Here is a 15,825-nt window from a genome sequence, read left to right as displayed (position 1 = left end):
GATTGGACGATCGTGCGGTTCATCGCCCCCCAAGGACTGTGCACCGAAGGGCCATATCCGGTCAGGTTCTTCGGCACCGACAAGCTCGGCTTCGCGATCACCCGCGCCGGCATCGCCGCCTTCACCGCCGATCAGATCGGCGAGAGCCGCTACCTGCATCGCGCAGCCGCCATCAGCAACTGACCACCGTCGAAACCTGAACGGAGACCTGTGTCCATCGTCATCACCGTTACCTCCGGTCACCTCGGCCGAGCAGCCGTCGAAGCCGTCCTCGACCGCAGCACCGACCCCGCCGAGGTGATCGCCGGTGCCCGCGACCTGGCCAAGATCATTGACCACGCCGCCCGAGGGGTGCACACCGCGGTCATCGACTACGATGACCCCACCACCATTACGCCGGTGAATATGTTCGTGCTGGTCTCGGGCACCGACCTGGCCAACCGCGACCGCCAGCACACCGAGGAGATCGCTGCCGTCGCGAAAGCCGGTGCCGCGCGGATCATCTACACCAGCGGCCTCAAAGCCGACGACACCGCGCTGTCGACCGCGGCCATGCACCTGCCCACCGAAGACGCGTGCGTGCCAGCGGGGTGTCGTTCACGATCCTGCGCAACGGCTGGTACAGCGAGAACTACGGCCGCGACATCCCCACCGTTCGCGAGACCGGTGTGCCGCTGTCGAGCACCGGCGACGGTGTGGTCGCCTCGGCGTCGCGCCGGGATCTGACCGAAGCCATCGCCGTTGTGGTCACCACCGAGGGGCATGAGGACAAGACCTAAGAGCTGTCCGGCGACACCGCCTGGGCCTACGACGAACTCGAGCCTCCGATGCCGCTATGCAACGTCGCTGTCCGAGTACGCCATTGGCATTGTCAATCCCAGTAGGTGGGCCGCAATCTCACCGCGGCGTTCATAGGGTAGAAAGTGCCCGGAGTTCGGGAAGATGACCAGGCCGCTCTTTGGTACGCGACGGTGTATCGCACGAGCGTGATAAACGGGAGTCAACAGATCGCGCGAACCTGCGAATACGACGACACGACAGTCGAATCGATCCAGTGCCGAGTACCGATCATGGGACAGGATCGAACGAGTCAGCTGTGCGACACTGCGAGGATTGCTGCTCGCCAGCTGCCCTACCGCTCGGTTCAGGTCGTGGCGGAATGGGCGGTACCCGAACAAGACGGCGCGTGTCAGCTGTCGCACGATGAGCAGCGGCCGGGAAGGGATCACGAGAAGCGGTGCCACAGTCAACGCCAGCGATACCAACCATGACCAGAACCCGCGGCGCATCAGTCGTCCGAGGATATCTCCGGCTCCAGTCGCCACGAACGCGACGCCGACGACTCGCGCTTCGAGCACCATGTTGTCGCGTTCGGCCAACGCCATCAATGTCATTCCGCCCATGGAATGACCGCCGAGCACGATCGGGCCGACGGGTGCATATGCGGAGATGACTGCAGCGAGATCGTCGGCGAGAAGCTCCAGGCTCGCTGGAGCAGATTGCGACTGCCCGTGTCCTCGATGGTCATAGGCGAGTACACGCACGGTGGGATCCGCCGTGACGACGAGTTGTGCGACGTCTTCCCAGCTCCCATGAGAAAGCGCCAGCCCGTGTGCCAGGATGATTGTCACTCTCGGGCTCGTCGATCCCCACTCGGCGATATGTAAAGCAGGCCCAGAGTCCCGCTCAAGCGTGTATTTTCGGGGAGCCACAAAGATCGTAGATTTCGAGGTCATAATTTCAGTTCCCTGCTACTGACAGTGTCGCCGGCTACTTGATCGGAAGGGCCATGTCAACACCGCCGACATCCGTGATCTTCCAATCCGCGTTCTTGTCTAGCGTCACCGTGTAGGTGACAGTTGTTTGCGCGCCCTCCGGGGTCTGTGCGCTGGTCGATGTCACACTCAAGAAGACGTTCACAACATAAACACCAGCGTCTTCCGACTTCACTTTCGCAGCAATGGGGGTCGCGTTCGAACTCCACTTGAGCGGAAGTACAATGTCTTTGAGTTGCGGGGCAGTGAGGTCGAACTTGTTCGTTAGGGCGGGGGAAGTATTCGATTTCAGATTACGTACCCATCCATCGAAGTTCTGATAATCAATATTGGACGCGCCAACAGCATACTCGGAGGCTACTTCTTCAGCCCTCTTTTCCGCGGACGCAATGGAGTCAGCTTCTCGCAGCTCATTCCTCGTAGAGAGCCACAACAGAAAGCTAACAGACATCCCAACGACAAGTGTTACCACTATCGCTCCGACAATGATCGAGCGCAAGTCCACCGAAAGCGTTCTTCCCGGACCAAACCGGTTCCTGTTCGCTACGACCGACTCTGCCGGCATATCCAACTTACTGGATACGGTCTCCGCTCGGCCGTCGATGTTGTCAGCGGTTTCTACGGGCATGAATATCTCCTCGGGTAGCGTGTTTCGGTCCTATTTGATGCCGATACGCACATTCAATGCACTGTCTCCAGTCGCGCTGAGAGCACGTGCTATCAAATCGCTTATGTCTATCTGTGGCATGGACATCGCCGCGCTGTCCGCCAGCGGCTGAACGGCTGGTGCCAATTCTTGCAAGTCGGGTCCAATGCGGCTGAGATATTCCGTGACCTCGCCGAGGAAAGGCACGACGCCGTTGCCTTGCAAGTAGTCGTCCGGCATGGTGCCGATACGGGCCAGCCGGGCGACGGAATCGGCGATGAGAGCACCCCACATTCCTGCCTCGTCCCACAAGGGACCAGCGGCTGCCATCCCGGGCCCGGCCCAAGCCATGTCCGCGCCCATCGTCTGTAGATCGACGAGGATGCTGCGGATGGCGGGCGACCTACTCAGAATCGTCTCCGATAACAGTGTCGTCGAGGCTGCCAGCCTCGGCATAACGGTGTCTGTTCCCGTCAGCGCTTGATCCAACGTCTTGACGATGTTGCTGATCGCCTGCGGATTCAGTTGTTCAAGCAGACCCGTAACAGTCTGCGCCACGTCTGGAATCGAACGGGGCAGTATTACTTGCACCGCGTCGAGGCGCTGGCCATCGGTTAGGTAGGGACCGGCGCCGTTCTTCGGCACGAACTCGATATAAGGCTCACCGAGACCTGATAGGTCTTCGACTGTCGCGGTCCCTGTTGCCGGAATTCGGTATCTCGACTCGAGGGCTAGTTGCATTTCGACACCGCGTTCAGCTTTCTCTATCGACGCGATCTCTCCCACCTTCACACCACGTAGGAGTATCGGTGAACCCACTAGCAGACTTCCCGCCTGGGGAACACGCAACGTCACGTTGATCGAGTCACTGAAGACATCTATTCGCAATACACCGAATGTGAGATAACCGACGCCCAGAATCAAAACCGACATGATAGCAACGAGGGATAGTGCCGAACTCAGTTTCATCGCACTGCTCCGATCATCCGCAATGCCGATAGAATTCCAGCGATCCGGTCGGCTTCGGATCCGGGAGAGCCTTCGGCAGTCTCAAGGCCGGTAACATTAACCTTCGGTCCGTGCTCCACGAATGGAATGACCTTTTCGCGCAACAGCGCAATGATCTTGTTCAAGTTCGACGGGGCTGAGAGGTCCAACGGACGGGACGTGAAAAGGAGTGGTATAAAAGCACGGGCAGCCGCGTCGCCTGACTGCGCCAGCGGACCGATCCATCGGAGGGAATCTGTCAGTAGCGTGAATCCATCGTACAGTGTGATCAAACCGATCATGGACGTCATCGACGCAGCCGCCTGATCCACTCCAGAATCTGTCAGCAGATACTCCAATTCGGGTGTTCGGCTCAGGACAGCATCGGTACTGGCCCGCAGTCCACCCAGTAAGCCGTCGATAGCATCCAGGTGCTGTGCCAAGTCTTCGATATCGGCACCCAGCACTTCCGAGATCGAGGCAGTCTCCCGTGTATCCGCCGGAAGCACCGAGTTCACGCGGTTGATGATCTCCTGAGCCTGCTGTATTCCACCCCCTTGGACAAAGGTCGCCAAGACGTTCATGGTGTCCTCAACCTGAAGCAACGGCTTAGTTTGTCCTCGATCGATTGTGGAGCCCGGCGCGATGAGGCCACCTCCGCCGGCCTCCGGGGTGATCAACGCTATGGAGACGTCACCCAGAATGGTCGGCTGGCGGAGCTCAGCCGTAGTTCCAACAGGCAACCGCACCGATTCGATGATTTCCACGTCGACCACGACATATCCGTCGTTATCTTTCCCGGCATCGATCACCGCAACATCGCGGACAATTCCGGCACGCAGACCGTCGACCGTCACTCGTGCTTGTGACGGCAGGTTTAGCGTATTGGCGAACTCGATTCGGATACTATAGCGGTCCCCCGATATCCCAGTCCCAGGGACAGGAATCGCAGCTGGATCGAATCCGCAGCCGGGGACAAGGCATACAAGTGCCACAGCGGCCGCGGTCACGAATTGCGTCCGGCGGGTCCGGGAAGAAATGGCCACCGCGTCTACTCGCAGTTTCATCATCGCGCACCCGCCATTCCGAGCACCAAGGGAATCAGAGACACATTCGTCAAACCATCCTCAGCAGTATCGCAACGGCCCTGTGCGACCAGGCCGATCGCGGCACATATTCGGTCAGCATCAGCTTGGGGCATGGCCACCCTAGGGGTTGCATACGTCAGAACGGGTCGACCGCTGTGCGCGTCGGTTACGTTCCCGAAGGCTTGCAGCAGCGGGGGCGCCATGTCGACAATGTCCCTCATTGTACCGATATTCGCGCTGGCGAGGCGCGCGAGGGGAACTGTCGCATCGAGACCTTGGAGGATTTGGTCACCAAACATAGTGGTGATTTCGTTCAGCCATGGCACGATAATTCGCAATGAATCGATGATCGAGACTGTTCGCGCGAAGATTCCGTGGTCGATCACCGCCAGCCCCGGCGCCAGACGGGTGATCATGGATTCGATATCTCCCCATCCACGCGCGACACTATTCATCAAGCTGTGCAGCGAATCTATGAGGGCTCCGAGGTGTCCGGCGGCAGCGTTGGACGAGCCGAGCGCCCGGTCGAGTGTACGGATTATTTCATTCATTTTCGGACCTGTGCCGGACAACGAGCTGTCGAGTGCGGCGATTTCCTCGGATAGCTGCCCGCGCTGTTCCGGATCACTCCCATTGTCGATTTCTGCTGCGAGGGCACCCAACGCATCGAGTGTCTGTGTCATGCTTTTCGGAGTCAAAGTACGGGAAATGCACTTTCGGGGATCCCATTCAGCATCGGATTCGCTGTTGTCGAGAATAGCCAGGGAGCGATCAGCAACGATGGTGTCTGAAAGGGTAGTGGCCGATACCTCACCACGCGGCGAATGGTTGGCGTCCACCTCGAAATCAACCTGCACCGCTTCGCCACGAGGTTCGATGTGCGTCACCGTGCCAACTCTGACGCCACGAATGGTGACGTGGTTTCCGGTGTACAGTCCAATTGCGTCCGGCATGGTTGCGCAGTAGTGCCGCATCGCCTTCGGAGGGTTGAGTACCGCGAAATACCCAGCAACCAATATCGTGCACATAGCCCCGACGCCGAGGAGGGATATGAGGCCGCGGGAGGCCAGAATCCTATTCATCCTTAGCAATCCTTTCCAGGGACGGGAATACAAACCGACTGCGCAACGACAACCGATGCAGACTGGTCAATAACGATGCCATCTTCTGAGGAAGCGATCGGCTGCAGTCTCGACATCAAGTCCCGAGTGCTTGTGATGATCTGCCCCATACCTTCGCCTAGACGGTTCAGTTCGGGTATGACCTCGGCCAGACTTCGGGCGATGGAATCCAGCCTTGACCGGTACACCGGCTCGAGTGCTGCGATCCGAGACAGAAGCTGTTCCATCAACCGAACTGCCTCGAAAATCTCAGCCCTTTTGCCGAGCCCCACCGTCTCCATAAGGTTGACACTTGCGATCAGTTCCCCGAGGATCGCCTTCGAGTTATTGATCGCACTGATGTACTCGTCGGCCATCGCAAGCGTTTCCGACACGTCCCGACTCTGACGGTCGAGAATTTCGACGAGCGATGTGAACGCATCGACTGCTCGCTGGATCCCTGCCGGCCCGGAAACGATCGCGCGGTTCATGTTAGTCAAGTTCTGCCGTAAGGTATCGCCCTCAATATCCGCGATCGGCTGTGCTGCGTCCTGAAAGGTCCGACCGAGGCTGTACGGGAGATGCACTCTATCAGAAGGTATCGGGGCGCGAAGCGATGAAGTCCCTGCTGATGTCACGGCGAGATAGTGCCCACCGATCAGAGTCAACATTCGGACGTCGAGACTTGTCTGATCGCCTATGAAAATATCATCGTCAATCGTAAAGCTCACGCGGACGTCCTTTCGACGCAGCTCAATCGATTTCACAGCACCGACCGGAACACCGGCGATACGGACGTCATCGCCGACCTTAATGGACCCGAGTTCCGACATCTCGGCCCAGTACGTCGACTTGCCGAATGGCACCACGTACACCAAAACGCTCGCTAGCAACGCGACACCCATAAGGAACGCTCCGAGGACGCCCCATCGCAATTCCCGCAAATCACGTGATGAGGCAGCCGTTGGCGCCCAGCCAGCGAATCTCCCGACAATGCTGACTAGTTTGGCTATCATCCTTTGCATATCGATATCCTTTGTCCCGTGATCATCACCTGGAAAGGATCCGGGCTGTCGACGTTCCCGTTCGAACAGTTTCGGTTCACGACAGGACTATCGGACGGAATCCAACTATTCAGGGTCTGGAGCATCGCTGGCAGTTTTCGGAGTACTTCGACTGCCTGTTGAGGATCTGGAAATATTGTCCGCAGCAGTGTATCGGCGTCCGGATTGCTACCAGGAGTCAACCCAATCGCGTCGAGAAGGCTGTTCAGCGGCGCGATCACGTCTGGAGCCATAAGAGCGAATTCGACGATTCCATCCACCTTGCTACGTAGCGTTGAGACAACCACCGACAGCTCCGAAACAAGCTGCACCAGATGTGAGGATCGACCGCCGAGATGGTCAGATATCTTTTTCAGATTAGCCACCAACGCGGTAATCACTGCCTGTCGGTCCATCGTATAGCTGGACAATGTCTGGATAGAGTCGAGAACCGAACCGATACCCGAGCCGTCTCCTTCTATAGCGGCGATCATATTAGTAGCGAACTTATTTACTGCTGCTGGCGACAACTCGCTCAGAACCGGTTCCAGCCCGTTGAATAGAGCTGTGATGTCGAATGACGGGATAGTTCTGGAAGCCCCGATCCTACTGCCTGCCGCCAACTCCGCAGTGACTGGCGATGATTGTTGAACATCGACGTAACGCTGGCCCACCAGACTCTGATATCGTATAGCTAGGACGGTGTTCTCGTATAAATGCCGATCGCGTTCGACCATGAACGTAACGATTGCGCGACCATCCTCAAGTGAGATCGAAAGCACTTTACCTATGCGGACACCGTTCATCCGAACATCGTCTCCGGACTTGAGACCGTTCGCATCGACGAATTCCGATGAGAACTGCTTAGTCCCTCCTGAGACCGGGCGTTGCACAGTCTGCGCGATTGCTGCGAGCAGCACTGCGATCACGACTACAGAAACCGCGAGCTTCGCGACTACCACCAATAGGCTGCCATGCCTGTTCATCGACCACCCCCGAAATACGGTGTCGGAACCAACGTTTCCGGCGATGACGCCGCAATCGCGGGAACTAGATCGAGAATCAGTTTGATACTCAGTACCGGGCCACTAGGCGTCGACGTGAACGACCGATCCAGCCGCGACAGTATCTCGGAGAGCTGCATGCTCGAAACACCAGGCGTCGAAACCATTCGACTGCCACTTGCAAGAATCGGCGTGAGCATTGCCGCGTATTCTGACAGATGCGCCTGCGCCGTGAATAGCGTTCCCGCGAGGGCGGGGAAGAAGCGTTGGCCTACAACACTGACTGTGGCGTCGAATAGTTCGCGTTGGTTATTCAGAATCTCGATGGTGGTGAGTCGATATATCAGGCCTACCGTGCCGTCGATCATCGATGCGCTGCCGACAAGCATCGAGCCGTACTGTTCCAGCAATGCCGAGACCGGCACAGAGCGTGTCTCAGCGACGTTCCGACCGGATACCACAATCGCCTCCATCAGTGGCGTGAATTGGCGGGCCGCTGTAGCAACCCGCACCAGCACGTCGGTGAGTTCCGGGGTAAGGAGGCTTCCCGTGGTCTCCGCGACTGTCCGAATCAGTACACCCATGGTCGCATCTCGCTGCCTGTCAGATCGAGGACCCGTCAGGTCGATAACAACGCCGTCTCGCAGGGGTGTGCCCCCAACGCCCGGTTTCAGCGCAACCTCGCTGATACCGAAGAGATTAGACGGCGAGTAGTCTACGAGAAGGCTGTCGGTGAGCCCGCTCGAGTTTGTTCGATCAAGCATCAAAGTCACCTGTTTCGCCCCATCACCTGAGCCGATGGCAGTGACGGCACCGATGCCGACACCGTCGAACTGCACCGGCGTTCCCACGCCGACGCCGTCTCCGATTTTCTCGGTGCGCAACACCACAAGCATTCGGTTGTCGCCGCGGGCCGCATTGCCAACTGTCCAAGCGGCCGCTACTGACAGTGCCGTCAGCACGGCGACCATACCGACAATAATCGACGATCGCTTTGTTGCCGATACTCCCGGCATTTCATATCGAGACATCGGCGCTCACCCTGTGAATTCGATCGCGGAGTTGACACCCCACAGGAGGATGGTCAATACCATGTCTAGACCGATGATCGCCACAAAACTTGCCCGGACGGCACGGCCGGACGCAATTCCGACGCCTTCCGGCCCGCCTGTCGCGAAGAACCCTTGATAACTGTGAATCAAGATGACAGCCGTCCCGAATACCAGAACTTTGATCACAGCAGCAGTGATATCCCACCCGCTGATGAATTGATAGAAGTAGTGATCGTAGACACCTGCGGCCTGGCCGTGCAGCTGGACGATCACAGTCCGGCACGCCGCGTAGCTGAGGATTAGCGCGATAAGAAAAGTCGGAACGATCGCCACCGCGCCGGCAATAATCCTGGTCGTTACAACGAAAGGAATCGATCGCAATCCAAGCGATTCGATGGCGTCGATCTCTTCTGAGATCCGCATCGATCCGATTTGGGCGGTTATACGACACCCAGCTTGTGCGGCGAATCCGACTCCTGCCGCGATCGGCGCTAGCTCTCGGGTGTTGGCGAAGGCTGAGACAATGCCTGACACCGGCCCCATACTGATGAGGTCTAGAGTCGCGAATGACTCGACGCCGACCGAGCCGCCGATGACCAGTCCCAGCACCACCAGCATCGGGACCGTTCCACCGCCCACGATGATCGAGCCTTGCCCCCACGTCATATCCGTGATCGCGCGCATTGTCTCCGCTCGATATCGTTTGAGCGTGAACGGTATCGCCGACAATGCCTGCCAGATGAAATTGAGGACGAAACCTAGAGGCTCCACCGGAACGACACGGTGCCCGAGTGACGTCGCTGTTCGCCGGGCCTTCACTAGCCGCGGGGGGGTGTACTTCATCTCCGACATCTATGCCAGCCTTGTTGGAAGGAACATTGAGACCAACTGAGTGACCAATAGATTCACGACAGCGACAGAGACGACGGAGAGAACAACCGCCGCGTTCACGCCATCCGCTACTCCACGTGGACCACCTTTGGCCTCAAGACCCCGCTGGCACGCGATCATCACGACGATGAAGCCGAACAGCACAGACTTGACAATCGACACGCCGATATCCGCCATTACGGTGAAGGATCCGAAGGTTCCCCAATAGCTGCCGGGCGTCACCCCCTGAGGACCGACCGCGACTGCATATCCCGCCACGACCCCTACGAAGATGATCAAGACATTGAGCATCGGTGCAACGAGAATCATCGCCACCATCCGGGGAATCACGAGGCGATGCATAGGACTTATGCCCATCGTTCGCATGGCGTCGATCTCTTCACGGATGTTGCGGGCGCCCAAGTCGGCCGCGATCGCGGCCGCGCCAGCCGCGCCCAGCAACAATCCTGTCGCCATGGGGGCGCCCTGTTTTATTACCCCCAAACCGCCGGCTGCACCGAGCAGCGAATCTGCGCCGATCTGATGGATCAGATTCCCGACCTGAACCGAGACGATAACCCCGAATGGCACGGCCATTAGAATTGCCGGAATTGCGGTAACCGTAATCAAGTACCAGGATTGATACAGCGCCTCACGCCATTGAAACTTCAATCCGGCAATGTCACTCGCGGCACCCATCGCGGCTGAATACGCCATCCGCGTAGTCCGACCAAACGTTCGGAGGCCAGAGACCACTGTTCCGGATAAATTCTCGCGAATTACTCGGGCCGACGCCGACAACTCGCTACGCGCAGGCACCACGGCAGATTCCCATCTCGTCTCTCGCATCGTTGTCCGACATCGCGGCGGGCGCAAAGAACGCATCGGTTCGGCCGATCTTGCACCCGACGCACTCGGCTGGTGTTGGCCGGAAAGCTGTGCCTTGCTGAGTTGCGGCCAAGTGCGCCATCACGACCACGCCACCTCCATGTGTGCTACGGCAAGTACTAGATACTCGAGGTACGAGTATGCGTCCTGGGTCACACCCTGTCAATAGACCATCAGACTCCAACGGATGCGTGACAGCAATCGGTCCGCAAACTTGCGATCCGATCCGACGATCGCCGCTTGGCGATGGATTTCGAGTCGCTCGCGACCTCCACCGGATGCAAGCTCGCCGACACGCCAGACCCATCAGCGCGGTCTCGCCGACCGCGATATGCCCCTTCATCGCCGCACGACCGCCTCGAAGCCTTCCCGTAACTCCATTTTCGGGCCGTCTCCATGCATACACAGCAGAATCTGCCGGGAGAACGGTCCGGGGAAGACCTGGCCCATCATCACTCGCGCAAGGTGACCGAGATGGCGTAAGCAAAACTGCAGTAAACTTCATGCGGGCGCGAGTGCTTCCGCCAGCCATGATGGAATCCGTCTCGGCCGGTCTTCTAGGTCTGGTCTTACCCTGGTTTCACGGAGCCGTGGACCTCACGCCACGATGGTTGCGTTCTCGTACTCCATCGAGGTCAGCATTCCGATGCCGCTATGACGCCGCTGCCGGTTGCGGAAGAGCTCGAGGTATCGAACATCGCGTCTTGCTCCGCATATACACCCGTGGCGTCGGACGCGGCGTCGAGCCTCCAGCCCGATGAACCCACCGATAGCCGACGTCAGGCGAAACTCCCGCGGCAGCGGCCCGGTTCCTGGCTCCTCGATCCAGAAACTCTGAAGCGCTATCTCGTCCTCGGACACCCCGGTGCCGAACGGACCGCCGAAGTCGTCCGCGACAGCCTCATCGCCGCCGTCACCGAACTACCCGCGACCCCCACCGCACCGCGACTTGGGACCAGGATGCCGAGACAGCCGAGCACCGATCCCTTTCCCATGGCCACCGACATTCGCGTCTTCTTCGCCGATCCCGGCGCACTGCGGCAGCGCGGCAGCAACGAAAGACACCAATGGTACTCTGCGGCAGAACCGAGGTCGCCGAGGAACTCACCGGCCGTCCACAGAAAAATTCTCGACTGCGACACACCAGCCCAACGTTTGGCTGCTTTGATGGACGCTTCATAGTCCGGCCGTTGCGACGACTCCTGGATCCAAGATGTTTCATGATCGAGCGCACCTGTCCAGAGCCAACCTCGATACCCATGCCGATAGTGAGCTCGGCGTGCATGCGGTGCACGCCGTAGCGGCCACGGGAGGCCAGATGGATAGCCCGGATCGTTTCGGCGAGCATCTCGTGGCGCAGTCGGCGTTGGCTGGGTGATCGGTTGCGGTGATGACGGTAGCCGCGCTCGGACACGCCGAGCACACGGCTGGTGGTGCGGATGCTGATTCCTTGCCCGGTCAAGGTCGAGACACCCGGGGACCGCCTTTTGAGCCGAGCGTGGTGTCGTCGAAAACCTTCGCGGCCAACCCCGAGTCGCTCGCAGCTCCTCCTCGAGTCGCTTGATCCTGTTCAGCGCAGCCCTCAGTTGCGCCGATTCGTCCATGGATGTCCCGGGGGCCTCACCGCGGGCCTGGTGTTCCACCGCTACAGCGTGGCCTCGGTGACTCCAGATCACGGGCGACATCGGCGACCCTGCGTCCTTTATCGACGACCAGAGCGACAGCGCTTTCACGGAATTGTGGGGAGTACATCATCGGCACGAGCGGAGATCCGTCCATCGAACGGTTGGAAACTCACAACTCAGCGGACAGAATTCCGAGACAGCCCAAGGCGGTCCTCAACCCGTGACGGCTCGCCGACGGCCCGGCGTCATTCTGTGACACGGTTGAGATTGGTCTCCAAACTGCCCGAACTGGCTCAAAGGGGCAAGGCTGGTGCCAGCACAAGTAGGACGAACGGAGAGCACATGCAATGCTGCCCAGGCCGCGCACTATCGCCAGTTGGCCATCGCTAGCGACCTGGAGTCCGCGCCTCTCCCGTTATCTCTGGCCAGCGTCATATGCGGCTGATGGGCCTCTCACCCTTCAGCCGCCTGGCCTTGCAAGTCGCGATGTGCCTTCTTGCAATCAGAGAACAGCCCGTCAGCAGTCGTTCCCTTGGCAATGGTTTCGCGCAAAGACGCCATGACCAGCATCCAACCGCCGGAAGCGATCGGGCCTATAGGGTGCGTCCGAGGAAGTCGGTGACAACCTGCGTGAATGCGTCATTGTCATCTCCTGCCACCATATGGCCAGTTCCGGAGACATCGGTCGTCTCCGCGTGCGGCACAATTTCCAGGAATTCTGCAACGGTCTCCTGCGATACCAGATCGGACAGGGCACCGCGCACGAGCAGGGTCGGCGCGACGACTCTACCCGCACCCGCGACGAGCAATTCTACAAGTGTGTCGAATTGCTCGGCACCGGCAGACGCGTCCTGTTGCAACGCCTGAAAACGACTCGTGATGAAGGCGGGATCCCATCGCCACACCCATCGACCGTCGGCTCGTTGCCGCAGTACCTTGTAAAGGCCCTCAAGCCGCACCGGTCGTTCGCGGTGCGGGTTGTATGCCGCGATGACGTCGGCAGCGTTTTCGAGGTTCGCGAATCCGTCAGGATGCGCGGACATAAACGAGACGATGCGTCGAGCGCCATCGAACTCCATCCGTGGGGTCACGTCGACCAGCACCACCGCTCCCCACAGCTCGGGGGGCGCAAGCAGGTGCGCGGCAAGAACGGTCATCCCGCCCAATGATGCTCCGACGACCGCGGGCGCGTCCTCGGTGCAGAATCGTTCTCGCATTATGAGCAGGTCATCGACAAGGTGCTCGACGTCGTATCGTCCGTCGGGGGCCCAGTCACTGTCGCCGTGCCCACGTGCATCGTATGCAACTACTGTGTAGCCGCGATCGCGCAGGCGGAGCGCTGAGGTGGTCCAGGCGTGACGACTCTGCCCACCTCCATGCAGCAGGATCACAACCTGCTGGTTGGAACCATGGGGATAGTAGTCGGCCGCCAGCGTGATTCCGTCACGAGCCAGTACCTGCATCTCGATCATGCCATCCGTCACGAGCTGCCGCCCCCGTCGCTGACGATCGTAACCGTTCCCTGAGCGGCGCACACTGGCCTGCCGTCGTTGGTGATGTCGATGCGTGCGACGCCCGATCGCCTGGTCAGGGCAATGACATCTGCCGTGGCGATGCATACGCCAGCCGTGACCGGCCGCAGAAGATTGATCTTGAACTCGGTTGTCGCGACCCAGCAGCCGGTCGGGATCACCGGATAAAAGACAACACCCAGGCAATGGTCGACCATGGCTGACAGGCAGCCACCGTGCAATGTACGGAAGGGGGTAAGGAGCTCGTCTCGCACCTCCATCTCGGCGATCAACCGACCGGCGCTCAGTTCGGCATGACGAAATCCGAGATAAGCCGAGATGCCGCCCACATCCGTTGCTGCGCCGAGCACCTGCCCAGCAACTCGGGGGTCGAACTGCGGGAATTCCATCGGAGCCTCCTCCGTCTCTGCGTTGACCTGCCCCAAGGTGACACTACTGCAGATTTGTGTCACCTGCATTGCCGATCTGCACGTCGTCGTGACCGCGGTGCCCATCCAATTCGGTAGACGCTGGTACGACGATGGCAGGCAGGAGGCAGCGGCAAAGGTACGCGCGGAGGCCAGCAGGGCTGCGTCGTCTCGGACCGCGCACGGTGAGCAGGCTGAGGATCGTCCGCAGGATCCACTCCGCGGCGTCGTCCATTGAGATCCCCGGCTGCAGGTCATCGCGGTGACGGGTGAATACCGGTCGCAGGAACTCGGTGACGAGTTCGAAGAGGGCGACCGATGTGGACTCTGTCAGACCGATTCCAGCGAGGCGATCATCGCTGACGAACAGAGCGGAAATCGACTTCTCTCGGCTGGCGGCGTGAACAGTGGTCTCTACGAAGACCAGCACGGCAGATGCGAGATCAGGCTGTCCGGCGAGTGGCCCGCCAATCCCGTCGAGGTAGCGGCCAGCCGTCCGCAGGACGACGCCCGAGACCACCGATTCACGGTTCGCGAAGTGCCGGTACACGGTGGCCCGAGAGACGCCGGCCTGCCGAGCGATGTCCTCCATCGTCGTCGCCGAGAATCCGACCTCTTCGAAGCAGAACTCTGCGGCATCAAGTAGGGCATCCCGGGTGCTACCCCGGGCCGAGAATCGCGCGCCGCGACGTGCAGATTTCGTCGTCACCACAACGAGTATGCCGCTACTTCGTCGAGGAGCGCATCCCCTCTGTCCTCTACCGGTGCGGCATCTCTGCGGCCGGGCAGCGATACAGATCTGACATTATGTCGCGCTACCGCCGACTGAGTCGTCACGCAGCTGAGGCAGGAGGTGGCGGCGCGCGAATCGGCGCGCACCCTCAGGGGTATCGAGGGATATGCGGGTCGATGGGGTCAGCACGAACGACAGGATCACGCGGACAGTCAGCTCGGAAACCACGTGAAGTTCGACATCCGTGCGGGCAGCATCAACTTCTTGCGCGAGTTGGTCGGCCAGAAAGTTCGACGCGGTCGCGACAAGACCCCCTGCCTCAATCGTGAGAAACGGCAGTAGGGACTCCGGCTCGGTCTCCAACAGCCTGTTGAGCAGGGCGTGCCCCCGTACTGCCTTCAGCGTGAAAACGAATCCTTCGACGATCTTCTCCTCGAGATCCTGATGATTTGACACCTCTGCTTCCAACTCAACGAGGAACCTGGCGAGTTCTCGCAGAATCACCGCCTCGACAATGCGCCCCTTGCTCGGGAAGTGTCGGTACAGCGTCACACGTGCCAGCCGTGCGCGACGAGCGATGTCTTCGATCCGTGTGCGGCTGATCCCGACAACCTCGAATTGCCTTAGCCCGGCGTCGAGGATACGTTCCGAGGTCCCAGACGGCGACGGTGTCCGGATCACCGCGATGGCCTTCAGAAGCAACCTGGTGTAGTTCATCGTCGTGATCGGATCCTTCGAGCCGGGCAACGTCGCCGGGTGTCATGTGGGCAGGGATCGTTGGTCGCCCGTTGAGTATGCACCCAATGAACCTCCGTACGCCATACTTTCAAACCCCTGACGTGGGCATTGAAACGATCATACTAGGTGAGTACCATCGTTCCTGTGGTTCGCAACGGGGCGCCCCGGTGCAAGTCCGGGCTGACGACGAACGAATGGATGAGGACCAACACGCGCGGGTCCTCATCGTCGGATGTCGTCGCCTCGAGACTGGCGCTATCGGAGAGGGAGTGCTCTGGCCTTGCAGCAGTGATCATTGGAAGCGGTGTCCGAAGTGCGGTGTGGGCGGCGGCGGTCC

At 59.7% G+C, this 15,825-nt stretch carries 18 protein-coding genes and 1 pseudogene; 2 read left to right on the top strand and 17 right to left on the bottom strand.

What is annotated here, in order from left to right:
• Window positions 1-558 (bottom strand): hypothetical protein (locus NCO8_RS31745; protein ID WP_157105181.1); only part of this gene is annotated, 558 nt, incomplete at its 3' end.
• Window positions 559-575: 17 nt separating this feature from the next.
• On the opposite strand from NCO8_RS31745, the gene NCO8_RS31740 reads away from it, so the two are divergent.
• On the top strand, window positions 576-779 hold the full coding sequence (locus NCO8_RS31740; RefSeq protein ID WP_156910578.1) for a Rossmann-fold NAD(P)-binding domain-containing protein: 204 nt from the start codon (window positions 576-578) through the stop codon (window positions 777-779).
• A 54-nt stretch (window positions 780-833) separates the two neighbouring features.
• Here NCO8_RS31740 and NCO8_RS30980 read toward each other — a convergent pair whose 3' ends face one another.
• The 10 genes from NCO8_RS30980 to NCO8_RS30265 all read right to left on the bottom strand — a co-directional run bounded on the left by NCO8_RS30980 (window position 834) and on the right by NCO8_RS30265 (window position 10,282).
• Window positions 834-1,631 carry an alpha/beta fold hydrolase gene (locus NCO8_RS30980; RefSeq protein WP_167353358.1) on the bottom strand — a complete coding sequence of 266 codons (798 nt, stop codon included), beginning with the start codon at window positions 1,629-1,631 and terminating at the stop codon, window positions 834-836.
• A 139-nt stretch (window positions 1,632-1,770) separates the two neighbouring features.
• Window positions 1,771-2,403: a hypothetical protein gene (locus NCO8_RS30300; protein WP_084457612.1), complete on the bottom strand. Its 633-nt coding sequence runs from the start codon at window positions 2,401-2,403 to the stop codon at window positions 1,771-1,773.
• Window positions 2,404-2,433: 30 nt separating this feature from the next.
• Window positions 2,434-3,390, bottom strand: a complete 957-nt coding sequence (locus tag NCO8_RS30295; protein ID WP_084457611.1) for an MlaD family protein — start codon at window positions 3,388-3,390, stop codon at window positions 2,434-2,436.
• A complete protein-coding gene (locus NCO8_RS30290; RefSeq protein WP_247607242.1) occupies window positions 3,387-4,475 on the bottom strand; it encodes an MlaD family protein in 1,089 nt (362 codons plus the stop codon). Before NCO8_RS30290 ends, NCO8_RS30295 begins: the two co-directional genes overlap by 4 nt.
• Window positions 4,475-5,578 carry an MlaD family protein gene (locus NCO8_RS30285; RefSeq protein WP_067645227.1) on the bottom strand — a complete coding sequence of 368 codons (1,104 nt, stop codon included), beginning with the start codon at window positions 5,576-5,578 and terminating at the stop codon, window positions 4,475-4,477. Before NCO8_RS30285 ends, NCO8_RS30290 begins: the two co-directional genes overlap by 1 nt.
• A 2-nt stretch (window positions 5,579-5,580) precedes the next feature.
• On the bottom strand, window positions 5,581-6,501 hold the full coding sequence (locus NCO8_RS30280) for an MlaD family protein (protein WP_167353357.1): 921 nt from the start codon (window positions 6,499-6,501) through the stop codon (window positions 5,581-5,583).
• A gap of 107 nt (window positions 6,502-6,608) precedes the next feature.
• Window positions 6,609-7,625 (bottom strand): MCE family protein, encoded by a 1,017-nt coding sequence (locus NCO8_RS30975; protein ID WP_022565901.1) that lies wholly within the window; start codon window positions 7,623-7,625, stop codon window positions 6,609-6,611.
• On the bottom strand, window positions 7,622-8,614 hold the full coding sequence (locus NCO8_RS30275; protein WP_022565902.1) for an MlaD family protein: 993 nt from the start codon (window positions 8,612-8,614) through the stop codon (window positions 7,622-7,624). The genes NCO8_RS30975 and NCO8_RS30275 overlap by 4 nt, the downstream gene beginning before the upstream one ends.
• Before the next feature lie 66 nt (window positions 8,615-8,680).
• Entirely contained in the window at window positions 8,681-9,547 is an 867-nt protein-coding gene (locus tag NCO8_RS30270; RefSeq protein WP_067488053.1) for an ABC transporter permease, read from the bottom strand.
• Entirely contained in the window at window positions 9,548-10,282 is a 735-nt protein-coding gene (locus tag NCO8_RS30265) for an ABC transporter permease (protein ID WP_019050175.1), read from the bottom strand.
• Window positions 10,283-11,107: 825 nt separating this feature from the next.
• Between NCO8_RS30265 and NCO8_RS32695 the strand changes: the two genes are divergently transcribed.
• Complete coding sequence (locus NCO8_RS32695; RefSeq protein WP_245655558.1) at window positions 11,108-11,635, top strand: hypothetical protein; 528 nt, start codon at window positions 11,108-11,110, stop codon at window positions 11,633-11,635.
• Window positions 11,636-11,648: 13 nt separating this feature from the next.
• Here NCO8_RS32695 and NCO8_RS32960 read toward each other — a convergent pair.
• From NCO8_RS32960 to NCO8_RS30240, 6 genes and pseudogenes are all read right to left on the bottom strand, one after another.
• Window positions 11,649-11,801 (bottom strand): annotated as a pseudogene (locus NCO8_RS32960) (IS3 family transposase); the annotation flags it as partial.
• 272 nt (window positions 11,802-12,073) lie between these two features.
• Window positions 12,074-12,205 carry a transposase gene (locus tag NCO8_RS32955; RefSeq protein ID WP_369689850.1) on the bottom strand — a complete coding sequence of 44 codons (132 nt, stop codon included), beginning with the start codon at window positions 12,203-12,205 and terminating at the stop codon, window positions 12,074-12,076.
• 466 nt (window positions 12,206-12,671) lie between these two features.
• Window positions 12,672-13,550, bottom strand: a complete 879-nt coding sequence (locus NCO8_RS30255; RefSeq protein ID WP_067488051.1) for an alpha/beta fold hydrolase — start codon at window positions 13,548-13,550, stop codon at window positions 12,672-12,674.
• An 8-nt stretch (window positions 13,551-13,558) separates the two neighbouring features.
• Complete coding sequence (locus NCO8_RS30250; protein ID WP_030204326.1) at window positions 13,559-13,999, bottom strand: PaaI family thioesterase; 441 nt, start codon at window positions 13,997-13,999, stop codon at window positions 13,559-13,561.
• Window positions 14,000-14,042: 43 nt separating this feature from the next.
• Window positions 14,043-14,726 carry a TetR/AcrR family transcriptional regulator gene (locus NCO8_RS30245; protein ID WP_084457614.1) on the bottom strand — a complete coding sequence of 228 codons (684 nt, stop codon included), beginning with the start codon at window positions 14,724-14,726 and terminating at the stop codon, window positions 14,043-14,045.
• A 96-nt stretch (window positions 14,727-14,822) separates the two neighbouring features.
• On the bottom strand, window positions 14,823-15,467 hold the full coding sequence (locus NCO8_RS30240; RefSeq protein ID WP_022565909.1) for a TetR/AcrR family transcriptional regulator: 645 nt from the start codon (window positions 15,465-15,467) through the stop codon (window positions 14,823-14,825).
• Between the last annotated feature and the right edge of the window lie 358 nt (window positions 15,468-15,825).

This window comes from Nocardia coubleae NBRC 108252 (genome assembly GCF_001612805.1).
In the GTDB taxonomy this organism is placed as follows: domain Bacteria; phylum Actinomycetota; class Actinomycetes; order Mycobacteriales; family Mycobacteriaceae; genus Nocardia; species Nocardia coubleae.
The sequence above is the reverse complement of the archived record's forward strand: the minus strand, read 5'-3'. Positions and strand labels throughout refer to the sequence as shown.